Below are 24,312 nucleotides of genomic sequence, written 5' to 3'. Positions count from 1 at the left end.
CCCCGCCCCGCTCCCCTCCAGTTTCCTGATCGCCCCCGTCCACCGCCCCGCGGCGGTGGACGGCCGTGCCGTTGACGAATCCGTTCAAGCCTCCTGGCATCGACAAACTAGTTAATTTAATTAACTAATTTGCGAACTACAAAAACTACAAGAGCGCTATTGGCATGAACGACACTACCCCTGCTCCGGCGGCGCGGCGAACCGCTGCCACTCGCCTCACCATCCTGCTGTGCTTCCTCGTTGCCCTGCTCGAAGGCGTCGACATCCAGTCCTCGGGCATTGCCGGGCCAGGGATCGCCGCGCACTTCGGCCTGGACAAGATCCAGCTCGGTTGGGTCTTCAGCGCGAGCATTCTCGGCCTGTTGCCCGGTGCGCTCCTCGGCGGCCTGCTGGCGGACCGCATCGGACGCAAGCGCGTGCTGACCGCCGCGGTGGCGCTGTTCGGTCTGTTCTCCCTGCTCACTGCCCAGAGCTGGAGCCTCGACAGCCTGCTGGCGGCGCGCTTCATGACCGGCCTGGGCCTCGGCGCCGCGCTGCCCAACCTGATCGCCCTGACCTCCGAGGCCGCCGGCAGCGCCCGCCGCGCCACGGCGGTCAGCCTGATGTACTGCGGTGTGCCACTGGGCGGCGCGCTGGCGTCGCTGGCCGGCATGTCGGCCGGCGCCGAGCACTGGCAACTGGTGTTCCATATCGGCGGCTGGGCGCCGCTCCTGGTGGCGGCGCGGCTCTACCTGCGCCTGCCGGAGTCGCGGGCCTACCCGCCTTGTATGCCCTAGGTCAGGCGCAGCAGCGTCCTGCCCTGCGCAGGGCACGGCCCGCGCAGGCTGTTACGTGCCTGGCGTCGGCGATCAGGGCAGCAGCCGGCTGATCGACGGAGCGGGCGCGTAGCAGCTGGGGTAATTGGCGTTGCAATAGACGGCACTGGCCACAGCAGCCGGTTTGGGCTGGACCAATAGCAGGACATAGGCTGCAGAGAGAGCGCAGAGAACCGCAGCCAGGCAGATTTTTTTTGTTTTCATTGCCTTCACCGCCCTTGAGGGAGAACCAGGGGTGGTTCGAGACTATGAAAATGCTGCGGCGTATTGCCTCGTCCAAATGGACTAGATCCCTCAATCGCCAGGCTCATACCACTTACAATCCCCTGGCTGCCCTGCTTGCTGCTGCTCTATCCAGCACCTTCAGGGCAGAATCACGGGCTGGCGCTGCCCGTTCAAGTCGACGAACGGGCCAACGACAAGACTGGCGCCGGGCGACCTTGAAAGTCCAGCAACATGGCTGATGGCGGCAGCCCGCTCACACCTTTCGTCGACCCAGCGACATCACCCGGCAAGCGCCGGAGAAATCGACTGTACTGACATTCCCGACACCTCAGTTGGAGGCACGATGCCATGGCAAGATCTCTATTTACCGCGTTGTTGACTGCGACCCTCCTCGTGGCTTCGGTCGGCACATCCTGGGGGGCGACGCAGCAGGCTCAACAACGTCGAGAGGCGCGCGACGTCCGCCAGGAAACCCGCCAGGATGCCCGCCAGACCAAGCAGAACTGCCGCGCCGCGGATCAGAAAAACAACTACGAATGCCGGCAGGACAAACGGCAGACCAAGCAACAAGGACGTGAGCGGGCTCGGGACATCAAGTACTGAGCAGTCAGCGCGAACCGGGCCGCAGGTGAAGTTGTTGGAGCACAGCGGCCCTGGACGAATGTGACGGGCCGCACTCCGCCAGCGGCGGGCGCAATAATCGTACAAGTGCGCATTGAACGACGCTCAGGGGCTCTGGTACGCTGAGCCGCTCCAGGCCGCCACGAAAGACCGTCATGCGCCGGCTCCCTATTTTCCTCGCTTTCCTTCTCCTGCTCACGGGCTGCAGCGGCCCCGGTTATTTCGAACCCATCCCCCCCAGCAGTCCGAAGCAGGCGACCCTCTACCTGTACCGCCCCAAGGCCGACAATCCGGGCCGGCAACCCCTGCGCTTCTCCTACCCGGACATCCTGATCGACGAGCAGAGCGTCGGTACGCTGGAGTTCAATTCCTATCGCCGCGTCGAGCTTGCGCCAGGCAATCACAGCCTCCGCGTGACCGGCCTGACCCGCAAGGCGAGCTGGGAACCGCGCGACATCAAGCAGACTTTCTCCATCGCGCCAGGCGAGATCAAGTACCTGAAGCTCGACGTGCGCTTCAACCTGAATGAAATGATGCTCCTCCAGCCCGGCCCCAGCTACCTGATCCGCGTGACGCCCATGCGCCCGGACAACGCCGTCTACGAAATTCGCGAAACCGAACCTCAAACACCATAAGCAAGGACCCGCCGTGAGTGCATCCCGTTTTGTTTTCCTGCCACTGGCCGCAGCCCTGCTGGTCGGCTGCCAGAGCCAGGCCGACCAGCCGCTGAACACCGAGTACGACCGCACCGAGACCGTCGCCAAAGGCGTGCCGGGCAATGCGGTTACCGAGACGGAGGAGCTGCGGGCCACGGTCTCGGCCATTGACACGGCCAAGCGCACCTTCACGCTCAAGGACGAACAGGGCAACAGCCGCACCATCCAGGCACCGCCGGAGATGCGTAACTTCAACCAGCTCAAGGTCGGGGATCGGGTCAAGGCCGTCGTCGTCCTGGAGCGCATCGTCTACCTGCGCAAGCCCGGCGAAGCGGCCGTGGACGGTGCCGCCAGCCTGCTGGCCACCTCGCGCCTCGGCGACAAGCCGGCCATGGTCTCGGCCGATACCGTCGAGGTCACCACCGTGATCAAGTCCATCGATACCGCCAAGCGCACCGCGACCCTGCAATTCGCCGACGGTAACCAGGACACCGTCAAGGTGCGCCCTGACGTGGAAATGAAGCCCGAGTACGTGGGCCATCAGGTGGTGCTGCGCATCACGTCCGCCGTCGCCGTCAGCGTCGAGCCGCAGTAAGCCACGGCACCGGCGCCTTCCCGGCAGCCGGTGCACCCAGCAGATCACTATCTGCCATCGAGCGCGGGCCCCACTTCATGGGCCCGACGCCCGTCACAACACCTCCCCACCGGCCTGTTCCGTGACGCCGCCCCCCTCCGCGCCAATCGCCCCTTCCTGGCCATTCGTCTCGCCCGTGAGATCAGCCTGGGCCTGATCGCTTCGCGAAAGACCTTGACATTAAAGTTAACTTTAACCTTAGGGTTCTACTGTCAGTCGCACGACCGGTACGTCGGGCGACTTCCCAGAGCGCACTGAAAAGGGCAAGCAGATGACAGTACGGTTCAAGGAAATCGAGTTCGGCACGCACACCGTTGAAGTGATCGAGGACGGCTACTACGACCGCTATCGGATGAACCCGGACCTGGACGAAGTGGCCAAAGACCCGTCCGCCGGGAACATCGACTACTTCCGGCGCATTCCCAAGCAGTTGATCGCATCGCGGGTCGGGCCGACCTGGGCGCCCAACTTCTACTACCGCACCAGCAGCATCCAGCTCCTTTTCCTGGCGCCCATCGACCGCTTGCGCGCGGCGCTACCCTCCCCGCTGGAGCCGCTGCGCGCGCTCCCCGGCCATGGGCTGGTCGCCCTCACCTTCTTCTCGTACTCGGTGTGCGACAACGACCCTTACGACGAAGTCTCGGTCGCTGTGGTCATCCGCCGTCCAGGCGCCCGTGGCAGCCATGCGCTGGAGCTGCTCGACGCAATGCGCCGGCGCAGTTTCGTCGCCCATGTGCTGGCCCTGCCGGTCTCCACCGAAATCGCCCGGGTGCGCGGCGTGCATGGCTACCAGCTGCCCAAATGGCGTGCCGGCATCACGCTGGCCATCGGTAGCGATGTATACGCCAGCATCGCTGCGCCGGATGGCACTGCCGACCTGGTCCTCCAGGCTCCGCTGCCAGAACTGAACACAGTCCCGCCGCAATCGCGCCTGGGCAGCACAACCATGGTCCACCAGGTCGATGGCCGCTGGCACCAGACACAGGTGCAGAGCAATACACTGGAGTTCGCGCAGCGGCTCTTCCCCCGCGAGGCAAGGCTCACGCGCAATGGCGGGCCCTTGAGCCAGCTGCTGGACGGGCTGGGAGCCTCGACGATGGTTCGCCTGGACGTCGTCAAGGACGCGCAGATCGTGCTGCATCTTCCTACGCTTCTGGAAACCAACCCGTGATCGGCGCGCTACCTGAAGCACTCCGGCACCGGAAAGACGAGCGCCCCATGAGCACACGAATCCTCCACGTCGTCAGCAATGTCGCCCACTACACCGATCCATCGCAGCCCACCGGCCTGTGGCTGTCGGAGCTGACCCATGCCTATCAGGTCTTCGCCGAGAACGGCTTCGAGCAGCACATCGTGAGTCCGCTGGGCGGGGCCTCTCCGCTCGAACCGCGCTCGCTCAAATGGCCGAATGCGGATGCCACCGCCAAGGCCTGGCTGGCCGATCCGAGCCGGATGGCGCTGCTTGCGAACACGGCCAGCCCCGCTGACATCGATCCTGCCGATTTTGCAGCGATCTATTTCACCGGCGGCCACGCGGTCATGTGGGACTTCCCGGATTGCGAGCCCCTGCAGCGCATCACCCGCGCGATCTACGAGCGCGGCGGCATCGTCGCCTCGGTCTGCCACGGCTATTGCGGCCTGCTGAACACCCGATTGAGCGACGGAACGCTGCTGGTGAAAGGACGCCGGGTGACCGGCTTCTCATGGCGGGAAGAAGTGCTGGCCGGCGTATCGGGCAAGATGCCCTACAACGCCGAAGAGGAAATGAATCGGCGTTGCGCGCGCTACGAGAAGGCCCTGCTGCCCTTCGTTCCCAAGGTGGTGGTCGATGGCCGCCTGGTCACCGGGCAGAACCCGCAATCGGCCAAAGCGACCGCCGTGCAGGTCGCGGCATTGCTCTGCGTCCGGGATCGGTCCCGGCAAGCCTCCTGAGCGCTCGCCCACGTCTGGAGCTACGGCCGGGATTGCTACCAGCCTGCGGCGGCGCTAGCCTCAACCCAGCCTGAACACCACGCGCCAAGGGAACTGCAGGGATGGTGTGTCGCAATCCGGAACTCACTTGCAAAACCCTCATTCAGGGCCCTGGGCGACCTGCCGATCAACAGCATCGCGAAATGAGGGCAACCTGACGTGCACCCGCTCATAGCTCCCATGTCAGCGCATATTGCGCTGACCGCCTTTCTCTACGTACTGCTGACCGTCGCGCGCGCGCCGAAAGTCTGGGGGATCGGCAAACGTCCGGATGGCAGCAATCCATGGGCGGCCGTAGAACCGCGCATCAGTGCCAATCTCTCCAATCAGTTCGAGTGGCCGCTATTCTTCTATGCCGCCTGCCTGTTACTGATCCAGAGCCAACTCGCAGCCAACGCCGCCGTCTGGCTTGCCTGGATTTTCATTCTCGGACGCTTGGCCCACAGCGGCGTGCAGATACTCACCACGAATGTGCGATTGCGCGGACTGGTATTCACGATCAACTTCCTCGCCACGCTCGGCATATGGGTAGTCGTCGTGCTGTCTCTCCAGGCGAAGACCGTGACCTGACTGGCATTGCGTTCGATACGGGCGCATTGCGTGGCAAGACGTAGGCGGCGGACAGGAATGCAATGGCAGCTATTGGCTGAAGCAGACGCTTATAGTACGGAAAATGAATCTGTCACCTATTTGCCCCTTTTTGCCTGCTCCAGCAAAGAGGGTGCACTCGACCTCACCCTGAGCGGCACGCTCGACAACCATGGTGAAGGCGCCCTGCCGGCTGGTGCTCCACCAGCGAAGGCAGGTCGTAGTGAGTTGGCTTGAGCAGTGCAGACTCTACCGACACTCGCTGCTGGTGCGTTCGCACTCGTGCATCCGGTAGCTCGGGCTGCCCGCGGTATTCAGCGTCAGGTCAGGGGGCAGACCACGCTTGCAACCTTGATGCGGTGCAGACAGAGCCGTAGCTGATGGCGTGGTGATGGGGTATCGGCAGGTTTGGTTCAGGGGGCTACGAGCCAGATCGCAGAGGTGCCGCTTGCGTTTGCCGTCTTTGGAACTTAGCTATTTGAGAAACGGAGTCTCGGCCAAAAGCGGGGAGAATATGGAGCGTTCTAATGCCATTGTTGCGGCAGCTTGCGTCTTGGTGAATTTGGCTTCATTCATCTACGTAGATATGCACTCGGGCCCCAGCAGTGGTTTTGTGTTCGGGCTTGTTATTGTGGTGCTGGGCCCAGCGGCGCTGATGTATATCTCAGTGAGTAGAGCGACAAGGCGCAGCTCGCTTATCTGGACCTGTTCGATATTGAGTATTTTTTCCGGGCTCCTGTTTACCCGTCTCTTTGCGACCGACCATGACCCTTCTCGAGTATTCATGATCGCCCCTCATGTTGTGCTGAGTTGGGTGCTTGCCGCCGTTACTCTGCTGAGGGCAAAAGGCGCTGCTCCCCGTCGATAATGGAGCGTGTTCGAGCTGGATTCGGCCGTTGTGACTATGTGGTGGTTCTGCAGGCATCAGCAGAGCTGAGCGATCAGGCCCTTGCGGACGAGCGCATCCCCGCGTCGAAGGGCAGATCCGTGGCATTCGCGAGAGGCCGCTTCGGGTTGAATCCACAGGAGTAAGCAGCCGCTCACCGAGGGCAGCTTCCGGCCAGAAACAGGCGCTCAATCCCGTATTTGTCTGCTGTCTGGCCCGAGTAGCTAACCGGATTAGCCAGCCATTCGCTGGCTTGCCACCCTCCCCTCAGCGGCACCCCATTGCCCAGGAGATCCGGCTTGCAAATTACATTAGCGCTAATGTAATTTCGAGCCATTGCTGGAGAGGGCTGCCATGAACAGAAAGAACGAGCCTGGACTGGGCGAGCTGCTGCGTTACGTGTCAGAGCTGGTGGAGCTTGGTGCCGAAGAGCATTACCAGCAGACGGGGCTGAACGTCCGTGCGCGCTATACGCCGGTGCTGCGCGCCATCCGCTCGGGTGCGCAGACGGTCACCGAAATCACGGCGCGCACCCATCTGACCCAGGGCGCCATCAGCCAGACCGTCGGCCACATGGAGTCTGACGGGGTGATTTCCAGGCAGCGCGCCGACGATGGCCGCAAGAGCGTTCTTCAGCTGACACCGGCCGGAAAGAAGCTGGTGAACAAACTCAATGCCCACTGGGCTGCGACCTTCGAAGCCATCGAGCACCTGGAAAGCGAGATCGGCTACCCGTTGCGCCGCGTTCTGGAAGACACCGCGAGAGCACTCGAAAAACAGGACTTCTCGGAGCGTCTGAACAGCGTCAAGCAACGTCTGGAAACGGGAGGCTCATGTCATGAATAGCCCACACCTCGAACTGAGAAACTGGTTCGACCAGGGCGGTCTGGCCTATGCGCGCTTCCGCCCGGAATACCCGGCGGAACTCACCGCCTACCTGGCCTCGATCGCTCCCGACCGGCTGCTCGCGGTCGACGTCGGCTGCGGCAGCGGCCAACTGACCCGGCAGCTGGCCGAACACTTCGATGCGGTAGTCGGGTTCGATCCCAGCATGGATCAGATCGCCCACACGGTGCCGCAGGAGAACATCAACTACGGCTGTGCCCAGGCGGAGGACCTTCCCCTGCTCGGCCGCAGCGCCAGCCTGATCACCGCCGCCCAGGCCGCGCATTGGTTCGATCTGCCCCGGTTCTACACCGAAGTGCGGCGGGTGGCGGAACCCAATGCGATTCTTGCGTTGATCAGTTACGGCGTGCTGCACCTGGAAGGCATGCTGGGCGCTCGCTTCGAGCAGTTCTACGGGCAGGAGATCGGCCCCTACTGGCCCGCTGAACGCAAGCTGGTGGACAGCGGCTACGCGACCATAGACCTCCCCTTTCCCGAGCTGCAAGCCCCGGAGATCTCCATTCAGCTGGAATGGAATCTCGAGGAGTTCCTCGGCTACGTTTCGACCTGGTCGGCAGTGCGCAGCGCCAGGGAGGCCGGCCGCGAAGACCTGCTGCACCAGTTCGCCGCCGACATGGCCAAATGCTGGGGAGACCCCGCCACGCGGCACCCGGTCAGCTGGCCCATCAACATGAGAGTCGGACGTCTATGAACCCTCTCCAGCCTTTACCGCTTGCCATCGGGTTGATCCATAACGAAACGCTGGTCGTGGCTGACCGCCACACGGTTCCGCAAGTGGAGCCCGATTGGCCAGGCTTCAGCGACATGCCGCCCGTCCTTGCCACCGCGATGATGATCGGATTCATCGAGCAGACCTGCATCGAGGGGCTTCGGTCCTACCTGTCGCCCGAACAACGCACGGTAGGCACCCACGAGGATGTGAGCCACGTTGCCGCTACACCGGTTGGAATGAGGGTAGTGGCAACAGTCAAGCTCACCGCCCTGGAGGGCAGGTCGCTGGTGTTCCAGGTGGAGTGCCAGGATGAAAAGGGCGTTATCGGCGCAGGCACCCACCGGCGGGCGATCATAGACCTTCCGCGATTCCTCCAGCGCCTTGTGGAAATGACGGGCCAGCTGGGCGGCTAAGGCTCCGCGGTTCTCACCCCTACGCTTCGGCGTCGATTGCGACCCGAAGCGAACCAGGCGAAAACCATTGCCAGGCTCTCACTGGGCGCTTGGCGTCCCACTTCGCCGAACCGCTTGAGGCGTCTGCCCAATGGTGCGCAGGAACGCACGCCTCATCCGTTCGCGATCAACGAACCCCGTCTCTCTGGCAATGACTTCGATTGGGTGTCCGCTGCCCTCAAGCAGCATGCGTGCCGCTTCGACCCGCAGGTGCTCTACCGCCTTGGCCGGCGACTGGCCGGTTTCCGCACTGAATGCGCGGCTGAATTGGCGGGGGCTCAGGTGGGAGACTTCTGCCAGCTCTTCCACGCTCAGGGTATTCCTCAGGTTGCGCCGGGCGTAGTCCAGTGCCTGCTGGATGCGATCGGATTTCGGCTCGAGGTCCAGCAGTACCGAGAACTGCGACTGACCGCCCGCGCGACGGTGGTACACCACCAGTTTGCGGGCGACGGTGCGAGCCGTCTCGAGACCGTGGTCCTTCTCGATCATCGCCAGCGCCAGATCGATGCTGGCGGTCATACCCGCCGAGGTCCACACCGGGCCGTCGATGATGTAGATCCTGTCGGCCTCGACTTTCACGCCGGGGAATCGGTCCTGCAGTTCCTTCGCGAATAGCCAGTGCGTCGTTGCCCGCCGGCCATCGAGCACCCCGCTTTCGGCCAGCACGAAGGCTCCGACGCAAGGCGCGGCGACTCTTCGCGCGGACTCCATCGATTGCCGCACGAAGTTGGCAAGCCCGGCAGTGACCGGCGCGATGGCGGTGCCGGAGCCGAACATCACGGTATCGAAGGTCCGTTTGCCGAAGGCCTGGGTTTCAATACGGAAGCCCGCCGACGAAGGCACCAGCCCGCCCTCTTCCGACAGCAGCGTGACTTCATAGACAGGCTTGCCGAGGGTCAGGTTGGCGAGCTCGAACGCGGTGATGGCCGTGAGCCCCATGATCTGGAAGCCGGGAAAGATGACGAAGCCGATGCTATGCATGGGGATTCACCATGTCCTAAAAGGTGTCTTATATGTCATTTGAGACACCCCAACAAGCAATAGGATGTTTTCCAGACAGGGAGCACAACCACCCCTCCCTCTGGAGACAGCCATGACGACGAAACTTGGTACTGCACTCATTACCGGCGCATCTTCCGGCATCGGCGCGATCTATGCCGACAGGCTCAGCCGACGCGGTTACGACCTGATCCTGGTCGCTCGCAACGAGGCGCTGCTCAATGCCCTGGCGAAGCGCCTGACCGACGAAACGGGACGGTCCATCGAGGTCGTGGTCGCCGACCTGGGCGCCAAGGCCGACCTGGCGCGCGTCGAGGACATCCTGCGGACTGATGCCAGCATCACGTTGCTGGTCAACAACGCCGGCATCGGCGCCACCCGCCCCCTGCTCGAATCGAACATCGACAAACTGGACGACCTGATCGCGCTCAACGTGAACGCCGTGACCCGCCTGACCTACGCGGCCATTCCGGGCTTCGTCGCACGCGGCGGCGGTGCGCTGATCAATATCGCCTCGATCGTGGCCATCGCCCCGGAAGTGCTGAACGGCGTCTACGGCGCCTCGAAAGCCTTCGTACTCGCCTTCAGCCAGTCGCTGCACAGCGAACTCAAGGACCACAACGTGCGGGTCCAGGTGGTTCTTCCCGGCGCTACGGCCACCGATTTCTGGGCAGCCTCAGGCAAACCTGTCGAGCAGTTGCCCAGTGCGATCGTCATGAACGCTGAAGACATGGTGGATGCGGCCCTCGCCGGGCTCGACCTGGGCGAGTTCGTCACCATCCCGGCCCTGCCGGACATCGCCGATCTGGATGCCTATGAAGCCGCACGGCAGAAGCTGCTGCCGAACCTGTCGTCGAGTGTGCCAGCGACCCGTTATACGGGCTGAGCACCAAGCGCGCGTCCCTGAATCAGCAGGGAGCACGGGGCTGCTGGTGGTAGGGCCCCGTGTCGGATGATTCGACGCTTTGGCATCCGCACCAAGATCGTTCGGCCTACGAATCGATGAGGAGTGATGACAGATGCAGCGGCTCATGGCTAATGACCCGGGCGACTTCAACCATCTGCCTCGGCAACTTCTCGATGGACTACCGCAGAGCATTTGGTGAATCCCCATCGAGCACCTTGAGGTCCGCATGAGAGTCCTGAATCCGATCATCCGAAGTTGCGCGAAATAACGAACCCGCCCTTTCCCGCCATGAACCGAATCCCGATAACGCGGCTTTCGAATGTTCCGGCAAGAAATAGAGCGCGCGTCACTCTATTGGACTAGTCATGCAAACTTTGCATCGCTACGCCCCAACGACCTGCCCGGACTATCGCGGAGCAGGTATCCGGATCTGCAAGGAAAAAGCATCCGGATGGCATGGAACCCGCACACGACACTCTGCAAAGAGTGATCGCCCGTGCAACAGCCCTTGTTGAGGAACCTATTGATGAAAGCCGTAACTTCGTGGATCACCGCTCTCTTCGTCGCAGCCTCCCTGACCGCTTGCGCAACTGTCGGCCCGGGCAATGGAGGGCCCGGCGAAATGGAAATTCGAACAGGACGCATCGAACAGATCACCATGACGCAGATGCAGACCAACCATGACAGCGGCATCGGCGCGGTCCTTGGCGGGGTGGGCGGTGCTGCGCTGGGAAGCCTGATCGGCCAAGGCACCGGGCGCGACGTCGCCATGGTTGCAGGCGTCCTGGGCGGAGCCCTGGCCGGCAACTATGCGGAGAAGAAACGCTACGACCAGCCCAAGGAAGCCCAGCAGATCATCGTCCGCATGAAGAGCGGCGTGCTGGTGTCCGTGACCCAACCAGTCAATGCAAGCCTGAACCAGGGCATGCTGGTCTACATCGAAGGCACCGGCAGTGACGCGCGCGTGGTGCCGCAGGGCTGAGTGCCGCAGATGCCTCAGGAAGCGGGGCATCATCAGCTTAAAACTCGCCTATCGTGATTGAGGGCGGTCGATCGTTATCGTCGACACCGGTACGAAGATCGCCCTCGTCCCTTCCCATGAGTCCACGGCCGTAGGGGGAAGGGTTCGGCCGTCGGCGGCGCACCCAGCTTCCCGGCACGGTGGACGACACGAAGAACGACAGGATCGCTCTCGCCTCTCCCCCACCTGCGCCTCGAAGGCATCGACAAGGCCTTCGAGCTGATGCACATCGACCCATTCAGTCGCGCCGTCATCCATTTCGACGGACAGGGTTCCCGACGCGGCATGGCGCTGCGTCCTCCCTGTCGGACCGAACGCGAGGAGGATCAATCACATGAGCGCGATTCACATTCATCCATCGGTGGACAACGGCATCCGCCCGGAGAAGCCCGGCTTTGCCGGCGGCACGCTGCAATGTCTATGCGCAACCGACAAGGTGGAAGTCGCGGTCGGCGCCCAGACGCTGCACAACCATGCCTGTGGCTGCACCAAGTGCTGGAAGCCCGCCGGGGCGACCTTCGCCGTGATAGCCGTGGTGCCGCGAGACAAGGTCAGCGTGGTGGCGCACCCCGAGAAGCTGCAGATCGTCGACGAGAACGCCGTCATCCAGCGGCACGCCTGCCGCCAGTGTGGCGTGCACCTGTTCGGCCGCATCGAGAACAAGGGGCATGCCTTCTACGGTTTGGACTTCGTGCATACCGAACTCTCCCCGCAGGAGGGCTGGTCGGCGCCGGGCTTCGCCGCCTTCGTCTCCTCGCTGATCGAGAGCGGCACCCCACCCTCGCAGATGCAGGCGATCCGCAAGCGCCTGCGTGAGCTGCATCTGGAGCCCTATGACTGCCTGTCGCCGCCCCTGATGGATGCGCTGGCCAGCCACGCGGCCAAGCAGAAAGGCACCTACCGCGACGCCTGACCGGCCCGCCAACCGCGGAAGCAGGAGTGCCTCCAGGAGCGCGTGAAGCATCACGCCCGCTCCGGCGGTTGGCAGGACATCACACCCTCTCCCCTCGTAATGGACGATCAACGCGCCAAGCGGCGAGCCCATCTCACCCGCCCGCACGCCCCTCTGTCGGTTTCAGGACGTGAAGCGTCGCTCGAGTGCAATTCTGAAGTGGGCGCAATGGCAAGCTTCCATACTGTTAAGGACCAGGTGCGCCCAGATGCCTGGCCGGATAACAAGAATGGCGCTCCGAAGAGCCACGCTCCCGTGACGTGGCCGGCACGCCGCAGCCGAAGAGTTCCGAACCGCTGCCGGGGGACGGCAGATGCGTTCGCGATGTCGAGGTTCGCTGAATGTCTGATGACTCGCTCCACCTGCCCCTGATTCACGACGTGCTGGAACGCCAGAAGGCGACTCCCGGCGCCTTGCTGCCAATCCTCCACACCATCCAGGACGGCATCGGGTACATCCCCGATGTCGCCGTTCCCGAAATCGCTCACGCCCTCAACCTCAGCGTCGCCGAGGTACGCGGGGTGATCAGCTTCTACCACGACTTCCGTACGTCTGCGCCAGCGCGGCATACCCTGCGCCTGTGCCGGGCCGAGTCGTGCCAGAGCATGGGAGCCGAAGGCCTGGCCGCGCAGCTGCGTGAACAGCTTGCGCTGGATGACCACGGCACCAGCGCCGACGGCCAGATTGCCCTGCGCCCGGTCTATTGCCTGGGCGCCTGCGCCTGCTCGCCGGCCCTGGAGCTGGACGGCCGCGTGCATGCGCGCCTCACCCCCGAACGCCTGCGCGAGCTGGTGAACGGCTGCCTGGAGGATGGAGCATGCTGAAGCTGTTCGTTTCCTGCGATTCGGTCGCCCGCTCGGTGGGTGCCGATGAAATCGCCGCTGCGCTGGCCGCCGAGGCCGAGCGCCGCCAAATGCCGATGGACGTGCAACGCACCAGCTCCCGTGGCCTTTACTGGCTGGAGCCGCTGGTCGAGCTGGAAGGCGCCAATGGCCGCCTGGGCTTCGGCCCGCTCACAGTGGGCCAGGTCCCGGCCCTGCTCGATGCACTCTCTTGCGACTCGACCGGCGACTCCGCCAGCCATCCGCTGGCCCTCGGGCCGGTGGAAGAGATTCCCTATCTGAAGACCCAGCAGCGCCTGCTGTTCGCCCGTGCCGGTATCACCCGGCCGCTGTCGCTGGACGACTACCGCGCCCACGGCGGCTTCGAGGGCCTGACCCGCGCCATCGGCATGGACGGCGCCGAGGTGGTCGCCGCAGTGCTCGACTCCGGCCTGCGCGGCCGTGGCGGCGCGGCCTTCCCCGCCGGCATCAAGTGGCGCACCGTGCGTGACGCCAAGGCCGCGCAGAAATACGTGGTGTGCAACGCCGACGAAGGCGACTCCGGCACCTTCGCCGACCGCATGCTGATGGAAGGCGACCCCTTCCTGCTGATCGAAGGCATGGCCATCGCCGGCCTCGCCGTCGGCGCGACCATGGGCTACATCTATGTGCGCTCCGAGTACCCGGATTCCATCACCGCCCTCAACCAGGCCATCCAGATCGCCCGCGATGCCAGCTTCCTGGGTGAAGACGTGTGCGGCAGCGGCCGCACCTTCGAGCTGGAAGTGCGGATGGGCGCCGGCGCCTATATCTGCGGCGAGGAAACCGCCCTGCTGGACTCCCTGGAAGGCAAGCGCGGCGTGGTCCGCGCCAAGCCGCCGTTGCCGGCGCTGCAAGGCCTGTTCGGACTGCCGACGCTGGTGCACAACGTGCTCACCCTGACCTCGGTGCCAATCATCATGGCCAAGGGCGCGCAGTTCTACCGCGACTTCGGCATGGGCCGCTCGCTGGGCACCATGCCCTTCCAGCTAGCCGGCAATATCCGCCACGGCGGGCTGGTCGAGCGCGCCTTCGGTCTGACCCTGCGCGAACTGGTAGAAGGCTACGGCGGCGGCACCGCCACCGGCCGGCCACTGAAGGCCGCACAGGTGGGCGGCCCGCTGGGCGCCTGGGTACCACCGTCGCAATTCGACACCCCGCTGGACTACGAGGCCTTCGCCGCCATGGGCGCGATGCTTGGCCACGGCGGCGTGGTAGTGGCTGACGACAGCCTCGACATGGCCCGCATGGCGCGCTTCGCCCTGCAATTCTGCGCCGAGGAATCCTGCGGCAAGTGCACACCGTGCCGCATCGGCTCCACCCGTGGCGTGGAGGTCGTCGACCGCATCCTGGCAGCGACTGACGCCGGAGCGCGGGACGAGCAGGTGATCCTGCTCAAGGACCTCTGCGACACCCTGACCTACGGCTCGCTCTGCGCGCTTGGCGGCATGACCGCCTTCCCCGTGACCAGCGCCCTCAAGCACTTCCCCGCCGACTTTGGTCTGGCGCCCCAGGAGGCCGACCAATGATCAACTACTTCGATCCCGCCAATTCCAGCTCCAGCGAACTCGACCTCGGCACCCCCGCCCGCGAGAGCGACGTACAGGTCAGCCTGAGCATCGATGGCCGCGAAATCAGCGTGCCCGCCGGCACCTCGGTGATGCGCGCCGCGGCGCTGCTGGGCACCACCATTCCCAAGCTCTGCGCCACCGACAGCCTGGAAGCCTTCGGCTCCTGCCGCATGTGCCTGGTGGAAATCGACGGCATGCGCGGCTACCCGGCCTCCTGCACCACGCCGGTGACCGAAGGCATGGTGGTGCGCACCCAGACGCCGAAACTGGCGGGACTGCGCCGCAACGTCATGGAGCTGTACATCTCCGACCACCCGCTGGACTGCCTGACCTGTTCGGCCAACGGCAACTGCGAACTGCAGACGGTGGCCGGCCAGGTCGGCCTGCGCGAAGTGCGCTATGGCTACGAGGGCGCCAACCACCTGGGCGATGCGAAGGACGTCTCCAACCCGTACTTCGACTACGACCCGAGCAAGTGCATCGTCTGCAACCGCTGCGTGCGCGCCTGCGAGGAAACCCAGGGCACCTTCGCCCTGACCATCGCGGGGCGCGGCTTCGAGTCCCGCGTGGCGGCCGCCGGCGGCGAGAACTTCCTCGACTCCGAGTGCGTCTCCTGCGGCGCCTGCGTGCAGGCCTGCCCCACCGCCACACTGATGGAAAAGAGCGTGGTCGAGATCGGCCAGCCGGAGCGCAGCGTCATCACCACCTGTGCTTACTGCGGCGTGGGCTGCTCCTTCCGCGCCGAGATGAAGGGCAACCAGCTGGTGCGCATGGTCCCGGACAAGAACGGCCAGGCCAACCACGGCCATTCCTGCGTCAAGGGCCGCTTCGCCTGGGGCTACGCCACCCACCCGGACCGCATCACCAAGCCGATGATCCGCAAGCACATCAGCGACCCGTGGCAGGAGGTCAGCTGGGACGAAGCGGTCACCTACGCGGCCAGCGAATTCCGCCGCATCCAGATGAAATACGGGCGCGATTCCATCGGCGGCATCACCTCCAGCCGCTGCACCAACGAAGAGACCTATCTGGTGCAGAAGCTGGTGCGCGCGGCGTTCGGCAACAACAACGTCGACACCTGCGCACGCGTCTGCCACTCGCCCACCGGCTACGGCCTCAAGCAGACCCTGGGCGAGTCCGCCGGCACCCAGAGCTTCGACTCGGTGATGCAGGCCGACGTGGTGCTGGTGATGGGCGCCAACCCCACCGACGCCCACCCGGTGTTCGGCTCCCAGCTCAAGCGCCGCCTGCGTGAAGGCGCGCAACTGATCGTCATCGACCCGCGCCGCATCGACCTGGTGGACTCGCCCCACGCGCGCGCCGAGCTGCACCTGCAACTGCGCCCCGGCACCAACGTGGCCATGCTCAACGCCCTGGCCCACGTCATCGTCAGCGAAGGCCTGGTCAAGCAGGACTTCGTCGATGCGCGCTGCGAGGCGAGCGACTTCATCCGCTGGCGTGATTTCGTCAGCCTGCCTGAGAACGCGCCGGAAGTGCTCGGCCCGGTCTGCGGCGTACCCGCCGAGGAAATCCGCGCCGCCGCCCGCCTCTACGCCACCGGCGGCAACGCGGCCATCTACTACGGCCTGGGCGTCACCGAACACAGCCAGGGCAGCACCGCAGTGATGGGCATCGCCAACCTCGCCATGGCCACCGGCAACGTCGGCCGCGAAGGTGTCGGCGTGAACCCGCTGCGCGGCCAGAACAACGTCCAGGGCTCCTGCGACATGGGCTCCTTCCCCCATGAACTGCCGGGCTACCGCCACGTCTCCAACCAGGCCGTGCGCGCGCAGTTCGAGCAGGCCTGGGGCGTGACCCTGCAGCCCGATCCGGGCCTGCGCATCCCCAACATGTTCGAGGCGGCGCTGGGTGGCACCTTCAAGGCCCTCTACTGCCAGGGCGAGGACATCGCCCAGAGCGACCCCAACACCCAGCACGTCACCGCCGCGCTGTCGGCCATGGAGTGCGTGGTGGTGCAGGACATCTTCCTCAACGAGACGGCCAAGTTCGCCCACGTGTTCCTGCCGGGCAGCTCCTTCCTCGAAAAGGACGGCACCTTCACCAACGCCGAACGCCGCATCTCCCGCGTGCGCAAGGTGATGGAACCCCTGGGCGGCAAGGCCGACTGGGAAGGCACCGTGGCCCTGGCCAACGCCCTGGGCTACCCGATGAACTACACCCACCCGTCGCAGATCATGGACGAGATCGCCCGCCTGACGCCGACCTTCACCCGCGTCAGCTACGCCGAACTGGACCGCCACGGCAGCCTGCAGTGGCCGTGCAACGATGCGGCGCCCGACGGCACCCCGACCATGCACATCGAAGAGTTCGTGCGCGGCAAGGGACGCTTCATGCTCACCGGCTACGTGCCTACCGACGAGAAGGTCAACGCCCGCTACCCGCTGCTGCTGACCACCGGGCGCATCCTCAGCCAGTACAACGTCGGCGCCCAGACCCGGCGCACCGACAACGTTGCCTGGCACGAGGAAGACCGGCTGGAGATCCACCCCAGCGACGCCGAGAGCCGGGGCATCAACGAAGGCGATTGGGTCGGTGTGGGCAGCCGCGCCGGGCAGACGGTGCTGCGCGCCAAGGTCAGCGAGCGCGTCGCGCCGGGGGTGGTCTACACGACCTTCCACTTCCCGGAATCGGGCGCCAACGTGATCACCACCGACAACTCCGACTGGGCCACCAACTGCCCGGAGTACAAGGTCACGGCGGTGGAAGTGGTGCGTGTCTACGAACCCTCCGAGTGGCAGAAGCGCTACCAGAACTTCAGTGACGAACAGCGTCGCCTGCTGCAGGAACGCCGCCACGCGGAAAGAGCCGAGGCCCGCCGATGAACACCGACAACCTGATCAAGATGGCCAACCAGATCGGCCAGTACTTCGCCAGCGAGCCCGACCGCCAGCAGGCCGTGCGCGGCGTGCAGCAGCACCTGCAGAGCTTCTGGACCCCGGCCATGCGCCGCGACCTGAAGGCCTGGCATGAGCAACACCCGGACGGCGACCTGAACCTGCTGGTGCGGGCCGCGTTGACGGAGGCGACCGCGAACGCGTAGCGCGCTGGGCCGCGCCGCCGCCCTGGAACCGATGTTCCGGAGCCGGCGCGGCCCAACCTGTTTCGCAACGAGCGGCGCAGGCCATTCCCAATAACCCGCATCGCGCATCCACTGGCGATCCCTTGCACAGGTGGGCAGGCATGCGGTTATGGACCCCCTACCCTTCGACCTGAACCACCTGCGCGGCTTCGTCCTGGTGGTGGAGCACCACGGCTTCACCGCGGCGGCGAATGCGCTGGGCGTGCCCAAATCCCGCATCTCCCGCTACGTGGCCGAACTGGAGGCCGCGCTCGGCACCCGCCTGTTGCAACGCAACTCCCGCAAGCTCGCCCTCACCGAAGCCGGCAGCGAATTCTATGGCTACAGCGTGGCCATGCTGGGACAGGCGCGCGCCGCGCACGTCGCCATGCAGCACCGCAGCGGCGCCGTTGCCGGCACGGTGCGGTTGAGCGTTTCGGTCGCGGTCGCCGACCTGCTGCTGACCCACGTGCTGCCGCCCTTCCTCGCGGCGTTCCCGCAGGTGAACGTGGCACTCCAGGCCACCAACCGCATGGCCGACCTGATCGATGAGGGTCTCGACCTGGCGGTGCGCGGCATGAAGGCAGCGCCGGAGTCCTCGGACCTGATCCAGTCGCGGATCTGCACCGTTCGCTGGGGCCTGGTGGCGAGCCCGGACTACCTGGCGAAGATCCCGATTCATGCGGTTGCCGATCTGGCCGCCGCCGACGCCCTCCTGTACCGGCCCCTGGATGGCTCGGAGCCCGGCTGGACGCTTTACGCCAGCGACGACAGCGAGACGATCCAGCGCACCCGGGTGCGCCTGCAGGGTGACAGCCTGGCGGTGCTCAAGAGTGCGGCGCTCGCCGGCTGCGGCATCGGAGAGCTGCCCCTGTATGCGTGCCGCGATGAGCTCGCCGACGGCAGCCTGCTGCACCTGCTGCCGGGATACCGTCCGCGTTTCGGGCGCCTGGTGCTGCTCTTCCCCTCCCGGCGCGGCATGACGCCGGCCGCCAGGATGCTGGCCGACCACCTGCGCTCGGGTTTCCTGGCCCTGCTCCGCCCCAACGAGCACCTGGATCACCCACCGAACCGCTGACCGGCCCGATCGTTCCGCAAAACAGGACGAAGCGTCACAACCCCCACGATTGTCCGGAACGACCCTACTGCCTAGCCTATTGAAATGACGTGTGGAGCAAGCCGCCACCCGCCTCGTTCGCCGTCCATGCAAACGCTTACACAACGGGAGGCCAGCTCGATGAACGCAAACGTCGCCCCGCACTATCAACGCCTGACCCGCGACAACGCGGTGCTGCTCATCGTCGATCACCAGGTCGGGCTCTATACCGGAGTCCGCGATATCGACACCCTTGAGCTCAAGCACAACATCGTCGGCCTCGCCCGCGCCGCTGTCGCGCTGCACCTTCCCATTGTGCTGACCACCACCACGGAGAAGATGTGGGGGCCGACCATTCCCGAACTCAAGGAAGCCCTACCCGGCATCTCGCGCATCGAGCGGACCACGGTCAACGCCTGGGACGAGCCGCGCGTGGTGGCGGCGGTGAAGGAGACCGGGCGCAGGAACCTGATCGTCACCGGCATCTCGACCGACGTCTGCCTGGCCTTTCCGGCCATGGCCGCACTGGACGACGGATTCATCACCTACGCGGTCATCGACGCCTCCGGCAGTTTCACCCATGCACAAGCCGACCTCGGGGTGATGCGCATGATTCAGGCCGGAGTCATTCCGGTGGGCTACTCGAACGTCGCGGTGGAAATCCTCGGCGACAACGCCGCCCCGGAAGCCAGCGCCGTCTACGCCGCACTGGGCATGCCCTTCGCCGGCCTGGTGTTCAACCTGAGCCAGTATTTTTCCGGGCAGTAGCGCGCTCGGCACGCCGCCGCTCCCGAGCGCCCGTCAGGCCCGACCGTAGCAAGCGCCGGGCCTGACTCACCTCTGCCGGACGATATCGACCGAAATCTCCACCGCCGCGACCGTGCCCCGATTCTCCAGCCAGTGCGTGGTGTTCCGGTCCTCCGGCCAGCCCAGGCCCGGCCCATAGTCCGTGGCCACGCCATCGCGATGGTCGGTGATGGTGCCCTGCAGGATGAAGACCGTACCGGGCCTGTCGATGTGGCTGTGCACCGGCCCGAACACACCGCCCGGCTCGATGGTTACCCTGCGCATGCGCAACTGACGCCCGGCCATGCCCTCGATCTCCAGCCCCAGGTCCATCGTCGCCAGCAACTCCACCGTTACTCCCCTGGTCTCGGGTGCCGTCTCTTCGTCGCTCATGGTGGTCTCCTCACTGTCCGATCAAACCCCGGGGGCTGTTTCCTTCAGTGAAGCCCCGCTTTGGCGTTCACGGCGGCAGCGAGCCATCGGGCGAGCCGGAAGGCGACGAAGGGTCGAATGCGCCGTTTATCGCCCCGCCTTAAGGCTTCGCTAATCTTGCGAATCGATAATCCTTGGCCATTCGGCGCCACGCCAAATGGCTTGACGAAGCGGACCTGCCGGCATACCGTGCGCGGCAATTTCTTTCCCACACAGGAGTCCTGCCTTGGACAGTTGCCCTAGTCGATTGCGACAGGTCTGAACAGCGAGCACGTCCGGCAGTACATCCCTGCCACTGTCTCGCTGATCACAGCGGACAGTGGCGATCCGCATCCCGACCGGGATGACGCATCCCCATTCTCCCCTCCCGCCTCACCGAGCGGCGAACACCTTCAGCGCCGCCGGCGAAGCCGTGCGACCTTGCGCAATCCATCACCCCCGAATTCCGCGCGGGCCTCGTCCTGCGCCCCTGCCGGCCCCAGGCCGGAAACGAGGTGGATCATGGATTGGAAAATCTTCCTGCTGCGCGCTGCCGCAGCACTCATTCTCGGCGCCCTGATCGGCGCCGAACGCCAACTGCGCCAGCGCCTCACCGGGCTGCGCACCAATGCCCTGGTCAGCACCGGCGCCTGCCTGTTCGTGCTGATGACCCAGAGCGTTCCCGGCCTCGCCAGCGATGCTTCGCGCATCGCCGCCTACGTGGTCTCCGGCATCGGCTTCCTCGGTGGCGGCGTGATCATGCGCGACGGCCTCAACGTACGCGGCCTGAACACCGCGGCCACGCTGTGGTGCACCGCCGCCATCGGCGTACTGTGCAGCATGGGCCTGCTGCTGGAGGCCGCCCTCGGCAGTCTTGTCGTGCTCTGCGCCAACATCCTGCTGCGCGACATCGCCCAACGGCTGAATCACCAGGAGGTGCTGCCGGCCAGCGAGGTCGAGCTGCGCTATGGCGTGGAGATCGTCTGCCGCGCCGAGGACGAGATCCAGGTGCGCAGCCTGATGCTGCACAGCCTCGACGGCGCCAGCCTGCGCCTGCAGTCGCTGCACAGCGAGGACCAGGCCAACCCGGCCAAGCTGGAAGTCCGTGCCGAGCTGCTCGGCGACCACAGCGCCACTTCCCAGCTTGAGCGTCTGGTCAGCCGCATCAGCCTGGAAAAAGGCGTCAGCTCGGTGCGCTGGCAGGTCTCCGACCTGGCCGCCGACTGACGCGCCCCAAGCAACCCGAACAGGAGATCCCGGAGCCCGGCCATGAATCCCGACCCCAGTCCCGCATCACCCAGACCCGGGCCGGACGGCAGCTAGCGAGATCTCTTCGCGCCGCCGTCCGGCCTGACCGGCGGCGGCGCAGTCCCTGCGCTCCGCAAACCCTCTGGTGGCCGCCCTGCTGCGGCCGCCCAGGAGTGCATCATGCTGTTCAAACACTTCAGCCGGCGCCTGCTGGCCCTTTTCGACCACGGCCTGAGCCGTCACTTCCGCCGCCACGCGGTACTCGAACTGCTGCGCAACGGCAGCGCCCGCGGCAGCCTGCCACCCGACTTCGTACGCCAGTTGGCTTGCGCCGCCGAACTGGACACGGAGAGCCTCTACCGGCACTTCCAGAGTCACCCCGAAGGTCTCGACGCCGCCAGCGTCGAGGCACTGCGCGAGCGGGTCGGCGCCAACCTGGTGGACCAGGAGAAACCAGTCTCGCCGCTGCTGCACCTGTGGTGGTGCTACCGCAACCCGTTCAACCTGCTGTTGAGCCTGCTAGCACTGGTGTCCTGGCTCACCGATGACGTCAAGGCGGCCACGGTGATCGGCAGCATGGTGCTGATTTCCACGCTGCTGCGCTTCGTCCAGGAGTCGCGCTCCAATCGCGCCGCCGAGCGCCTCAAGGCATTGGTGAGCAACACCGCCGGCGTGCTGCGGCCTGGCTCGCCCGGAGCCGACCGGCGCGGCGCCATCGAGGTGCCCTTCCGCGACCTGGTGCCCGGCGACGTGGTGCTCCTCGCCGCCGGCGATATGATCCCCGCCGACCTGCGCGTGCTGGCGGCCAAGGACCTGTTCGTCAGCCAGGCGGCCATCACCGGCGAGTCGCTGCCGGTGGAGAAATTCGCCGAGCCCCACCGAGGCGCCGCCGGCAGCCCGCTGGAGCGCGAGAACCTGTGCTTCATGGGCACCAGCGTGGTCAGCGGCAGTGCCCGCGCGCTGGTGGTCGGCACCGGCCAGCGCACCTACTTCGGCAACCTTGCCGAGCGGGTACTGAGCAGCGACCGCGAACCCACCGCCTTCCAGCAGGGCGTGAACAAGGTCAGCTGGCTGCTGATCCGCTTCATGCTGGTGATGGCGCCGCTGGTGCTGCTGCTCAACGGCTTCACCAAGGGCGACTGGCTGGAGGCTTCGCTGTTCGCGCTGTCCATCGCCGTCGGCCTGACTCCGGAAATGCTCCCGATGATCGTCACGTCCACCCTCGCCAAGGGTGCGGTGGTGCTGTCGCGCAAGAAAGTCATCGTCAAGCGTCTGGACGCCATCCAGAACTTTGGCGCCATGGACGTACTGTGCACCGACAAGACCGGCACCCTGACCCAGGACCGCATCGTGCTGGAGCGCCACACCGACGTGCTCGGCCAACCGTGCGAGAGCGTGCTCGACGCCGCCTGGCTGAACAGCCACCACCAGACCGGACTGAAGAACCTGCTCGACGTGGCCGTGCTGGAGCACGCCGGTGCCGAGCGCGAGGCGCAGCTGGGTGCGACCTTCACCAAGGTCGATGAAATCCCCTTCGACTTCCAGCGCCGGCGCATGTCGGTCGTGGTCGGCGAGCGCGGCGACGGCCACCGGCTGATCTGCAAAGGGGCGCTGGAGGAAATCCTCGCAGTGTGCAGCCGCGTGCGCCTCGGCGAACAGGAACTGGCGCTGGACGCCCGCCTGCTCAAGCGCATCCGCGCGCACACCGCCAGCCTCAATGACGAGGGGCTGCGCGTCGTCGCCGTGGCGGTGAAGCAACTGCCGGCCGGGCGCGAGCAGTACCGGGTAGCCGATGAAAGCGACCTGCTGCTGATCGGCTACATCGCCTTCCTCGACCCGCCCAAGGAAACCACCGCCGCCGCCCTGCGCGCCCTCGCCGGGCAAGGTGTAGCGGTGAAAGTGCTGACCGGCGACAACGAGCGAGTCACCCGCCGCGTCTGCCGCGAAGTCGGCCTGCCCATCGAGGGCATGCTGCTGGGCAGCGACATCGACGCCCTCGGCGACCGCCAGCTGAGCGAGCGTGCCGCGCAGTGCAACCTGTTCGCCCGCCTCACCCCGGCGCACAAGGAACGCATCGTCCGCCTGCTGCGCCAGCGCGGCCATGTGGTCGGCTTCATGGGCGACGGCATCAACGATGCGCCGGCCCTGCGCGCCGCCGACGTCGGCATCTCGGTGGACTCGGCGGTGGACATCGCCAAGGAGGCGGCCGACATCATCCTCCTGGAGAAGAGCCTGATGGTGCTGGAGGAAGGCGTGGTGGAAGGCCGCAAGACCTTCGCCAACATGCTCAAGTACATCAAGATGACCGCCAGCTCCAACTTCGGCAACGTGTTCAGCGTACTGGTGGCCAGCGCCTTCCTGCCCTTCCTGCCGATGCTGCCGCTGCACCTGCTGGTGCAGAACCTGCTGTACGACGTGTCCCAGACCGCCATCCCCTTCGACAACGTCGACCCCGAGCAGCTGACCAAGCCGCAACGCTGGAAAGCCGATGACATCGGGCGCTTCATGCTGTTCTTCGGCCCGCTGAGCTCGATCTTCGACATCCTCACCTACGCGCTGATGTGGTTCGTCTTCGCCGCCAACTCGCCGGAACACCAGACGCTGTTCCAGTCCGGCTGGTTCGTCGAAGGCCTGCTCTCGCAGACCCTGGTGGTGCACCTGATTCGTACCCGCAGGCTGCCCTTCGTGCAGAGCCGCGCCGCCTGGCCGCTGCTGGCCATGACCCTGGTGATAGTGGGCATCGGCCTGTTGCTGCCGATGTCACCGCTGGCCGGCTACTTCAAGCTGCAAGCGCTGCCATGGACCTACTTCCCGTTCCTGCTGGCGATCCTGATCGGCTACGTCGGCGTGGTGCAGGCCATGAAAGGCTGGTTCGTGCGCCGCTACGGCTGGCAATAAACGCAAAGCGCCGCCCAT

Annotated in this window: 23 protein-coding genes and 2 pseudogenes; 22 read left to right on the top strand and 3 right to left on the bottom strand. The window is 65.4% G+C overall.

Going from position 1 to position 24,312, the window contains the following annotated elements; genetic code table 11:
• Positions 1 to 164: 164 nt before the first annotated feature.
• The 8 genes and pseudogenes from GA645_RS12730 to GA645_RS12695 all read left to right on the top strand — a co-directional run.
• A pseudogene (locus GA645_RS12730) lies at positions 165 to 758 on the top strand (MFS transporter); the annotation flags it as partial.
• A gap of 630 nt (positions 759 to 1,388) precedes the next feature.
• Positions 1,389 to 1,643: a hypothetical protein gene (locus GA645_RS12725; protein WP_152223267.1), complete on the top strand. Its 255-nt coding sequence runs from the start codon at positions 1,389 to 1,391 to the stop codon at positions 1,641 to 1,643.
• A 173-nt stretch (positions 1,644 to 1,816) separates the two neighbouring features.
• Entirely contained in the window at positions 1,817 to 2,296 is a 480-nt protein-coding gene (locus tag GA645_RS12720) for a DUF2846 domain-containing protein (protein WP_152223266.1), read from the top strand.
• Between the two features lie 13 nt (positions 2,297 to 2,309).
• Positions 2,310 to 2,912: a hypothetical protein gene (locus tag GA645_RS12715; RefSeq protein WP_152223264.1), complete on the top strand. Its 603-nt coding sequence runs from the start codon at positions 2,310 to 2,312 to the stop codon at positions 2,910 to 2,912.
• A gap of 310 nt (positions 2,913 to 3,222) precedes the next feature.
• On the top strand, positions 3,223 to 4,122 hold the full coding sequence (locus tag GA645_RS12710; protein WP_152223262.1) for an acetoacetate decarboxylase family protein: 900 nt from the start codon (positions 3,223 to 3,225) through the stop codon (positions 4,120 to 4,122).
• Positions 4,123 to 4,169: 47 nt separating this feature from the next.
• Positions 4,170 to 4,883 (top strand): type 1 glutamine amidotransferase domain-containing protein, encoded by a 714-nt coding sequence (locus tag GA645_RS12705; protein WP_152223260.1) that lies wholly within the window; start codon positions 4,170 to 4,172, stop codon positions 4,881 to 4,883.
• Positions 4,884 to 5,102: 219 nt separating this feature from the next.
• Entirely contained in the window at positions 5,103 to 5,492 is a 390-nt protein-coding gene (locus tag GA645_RS12700) for an MAPEG family protein (RefSeq protein WP_218572355.1), read from the top strand.
• Between the two features lie 57 nt (positions 5,493 to 5,549).
• Positions 5,550 to 5,747, top strand: a complete 198-nt coding sequence (locus GA645_RS12695) for a hypothetical protein (RefSeq protein WP_152223256.1) — start codon at positions 5,550 to 5,552, stop codon at positions 5,745 to 5,747.
• Here GA645_RS12695 and GA645_RS29025 read toward each other — a convergent pair.
• Positions 5,698 to 5,840: pseudogene (locus tag GA645_RS29025) on the bottom strand (DSD1 family PLP-dependent enzyme); the annotation flags it as partial. The gene GA645_RS12695 and the pseudogene GA645_RS29025 sit on opposite strands and share 50 nt — an antisense overlap.
• 910 nt (positions 5,841 to 6,750) lie before the next feature.
• Here GA645_RS29025 and GA645_RS12685 point away from each other — a divergent pair.
• Genes GA645_RS12685 through GA645_RS12675 form a run of 3 tightly spaced genes read left to right on the top strand, consistent with a single transcriptional unit; the run spans position 6,751 to position 8,427 of the window.
• A complete protein-coding gene (locus GA645_RS12685; protein WP_152223254.1) occupies positions 6,751 to 7,242 on the top strand; it encodes a MarR family winged helix-turn-helix transcriptional regulator in 492 nt (163 codons plus the stop codon).
• Positions 7,235 to 7,993, top strand: a complete 759-nt coding sequence (locus GA645_RS12680; protein WP_152223253.1) for a class I SAM-dependent methyltransferase — start codon at positions 7,235 to 7,237, stop codon at positions 7,991 to 7,993. The genes GA645_RS12685 and GA645_RS12680 overlap by 8 nt, the downstream gene beginning before the upstream one ends.
• Positions 7,990 to 8,427 carry a thioesterase family protein gene (locus GA645_RS12675; protein WP_152223251.1) on the top strand — a complete coding sequence of 146 codons (438 nt, stop codon included), beginning with the start codon at positions 7,990 to 7,992 and terminating at the stop codon, positions 8,425 to 8,427. Before GA645_RS12680 ends, GA645_RS12675 begins: the two co-directional genes overlap by 4 nt.
• 78 nt (positions 8,428 to 8,505) lie before the next feature.
• Here GA645_RS12675 and GA645_RS12670 read toward each other — a convergent pair whose 3' ends face one another.
• Entirely contained in the window at positions 8,506 to 9,447 is a 942-nt protein-coding gene (locus tag GA645_RS12670) for a GlxA family transcriptional regulator (RefSeq protein ID WP_152223249.1), read from the bottom strand.
• Positions 9,448 to 9,559: 112 nt separating this feature from the next.
• Between GA645_RS12670 and GA645_RS12665 the strand changes: the two genes are divergently transcribed.
• The 9 genes from GA645_RS12665 to GA645_RS12625 all read left to right on the top strand — a co-directional run bounded on the left by GA645_RS12665 (position 9,560) and on the right by GA645_RS12625 (position 19,719).
• Entirely contained in the window at positions 9,560 to 10,351 is a 792-nt protein-coding gene (locus GA645_RS12665; protein WP_152223247.1) for an SDR family oxidoreductase, read from the top strand.
• A gap of 547 nt (positions 10,352 to 10,898) precedes the next feature.
• Positions 10,899 to 11,354 (top strand): glycine zipper 2TM domain-containing protein, encoded by a 456-nt coding sequence (locus tag GA645_RS12660; RefSeq protein WP_152223245.1) that lies wholly within the window; start codon positions 10,899 to 10,901, stop codon positions 11,352 to 11,354.
• 373 nt (positions 11,355 to 11,727) lie between these two features.
• Positions 11,728 to 12,306, top strand: a complete 579-nt coding sequence (gene gfa / locus GA645_RS12655; RefSeq protein WP_152223243.1) for an S-(hydroxymethyl)glutathione synthase — start codon at positions 11,728 to 11,730, stop codon at positions 12,304 to 12,306.
• 380 nt (positions 12,307 to 12,686) lie between these two features.
• The gene (locus GA645_RS12650) at positions 12,687 to 13,169 is read left to right on the top strand and encodes a formate dehydrogenase subunit gamma (RefSeq protein ID WP_152223241.1); all 483 of its coding nucleotides are present in this window, start codon (positions 12,687 to 12,689) and stop codon (positions 13,167 to 13,169) included.
• A complete protein-coding gene (locus GA645_RS12645; protein WP_152223239.1) occupies positions 13,163 to 14,734 on the top strand; it encodes an NADH-ubiquinone oxidoreductase-F iron-sulfur binding region domain-containing protein in 1,572 nt (523 codons plus the stop codon). Before GA645_RS12650 ends, GA645_RS12645 begins: the two co-directional genes overlap by 7 nt.
• Entirely contained in the window at positions 14,731 to 17,619 is a 2,889-nt protein-coding gene (gene fdhF / locus GA645_RS12640) for a formate dehydrogenase subunit alpha (protein WP_152223237.1), read from the top strand. Before GA645_RS12645 ends, fdhF begins: the two co-directional genes overlap by 4 nt.
• Positions 17,616 to 17,837, top strand: a complete 222-nt coding sequence (locus tag GA645_RS12635; RefSeq protein ID WP_152223235.1) for a formate dehydrogenase subunit delta — start codon at positions 17,616 to 17,618, stop codon at positions 17,835 to 17,837. Before fdhF ends, GA645_RS12635 begins: the two co-directional genes overlap by 4 nt.
• Positions 17,838 to 17,985: 148 nt before the next feature.
• Positions 17,986 to 18,933, top strand: coding sequence for a LysR substrate-binding domain-containing protein (locus GA645_RS12630; protein ID WP_152223233.1), 948 nt, complete (start codon positions 17,986 to 17,988; stop codon positions 18,931 to 18,933).
• A 159-nt stretch (positions 18,934 to 19,092) separates the two neighbouring features.
• A complete protein-coding gene (locus tag GA645_RS12625; protein WP_152223231.1) occupies positions 19,093 to 19,719 on the top strand; it encodes an isochorismatase family protein in 627 nt (208 codons plus the stop codon).
• Positions 19,720 to 19,785: 66 nt separating this feature from the next.
• Here the strand turns inward: GA645_RS12625 and GA645_RS12620 are convergent, their stop codons facing one another.
• Positions 19,786 to 20,130 carry a cupin domain-containing protein gene (locus GA645_RS12620; protein ID WP_152223229.1) on the bottom strand — a complete coding sequence of 115 codons (345 nt, stop codon included), beginning with the start codon at positions 20,128 to 20,130 and terminating at the stop codon, positions 19,786 to 19,788.
• A gap of 540 nt (positions 20,131 to 20,670) precedes the next feature.
• On the opposite strand from GA645_RS12620, the gene GA645_RS12615 reads away from it, so the two are divergent.
• Complete coding sequence (locus tag GA645_RS12615) at positions 20,671 to 21,375, top strand: MgtC/SapB family protein (RefSeq protein ID WP_152223228.1); 705 nt, start codon at positions 20,671 to 20,673, stop codon at positions 21,373 to 21,375.
• Between the two features lie 201 nt (positions 21,376 to 21,576).
• Positions 21,577 to 24,294, top strand: a complete 2,718-nt coding sequence (gene mgtA, locus GA645_RS12610; RefSeq protein ID WP_152223226.1) for a magnesium-translocating P-type ATPase — start codon at positions 21,577 to 21,579, stop codon at positions 24,292 to 24,294.
• Positions 24,295 to 24,312: the final 18 nt, after the last annotated feature.

The organism is Pseudomonas sp. SCB32 (assembly GCF_009189165.1).
Classification (GTDB): domain Bacteria; phylum Pseudomonadota; class Gammaproteobacteria; order Pseudomonadales; family Pseudomonadaceae; genus Pseudomonas.
This window is presented reverse-complemented; position numbering and strand designations above follow the sequence as displayed.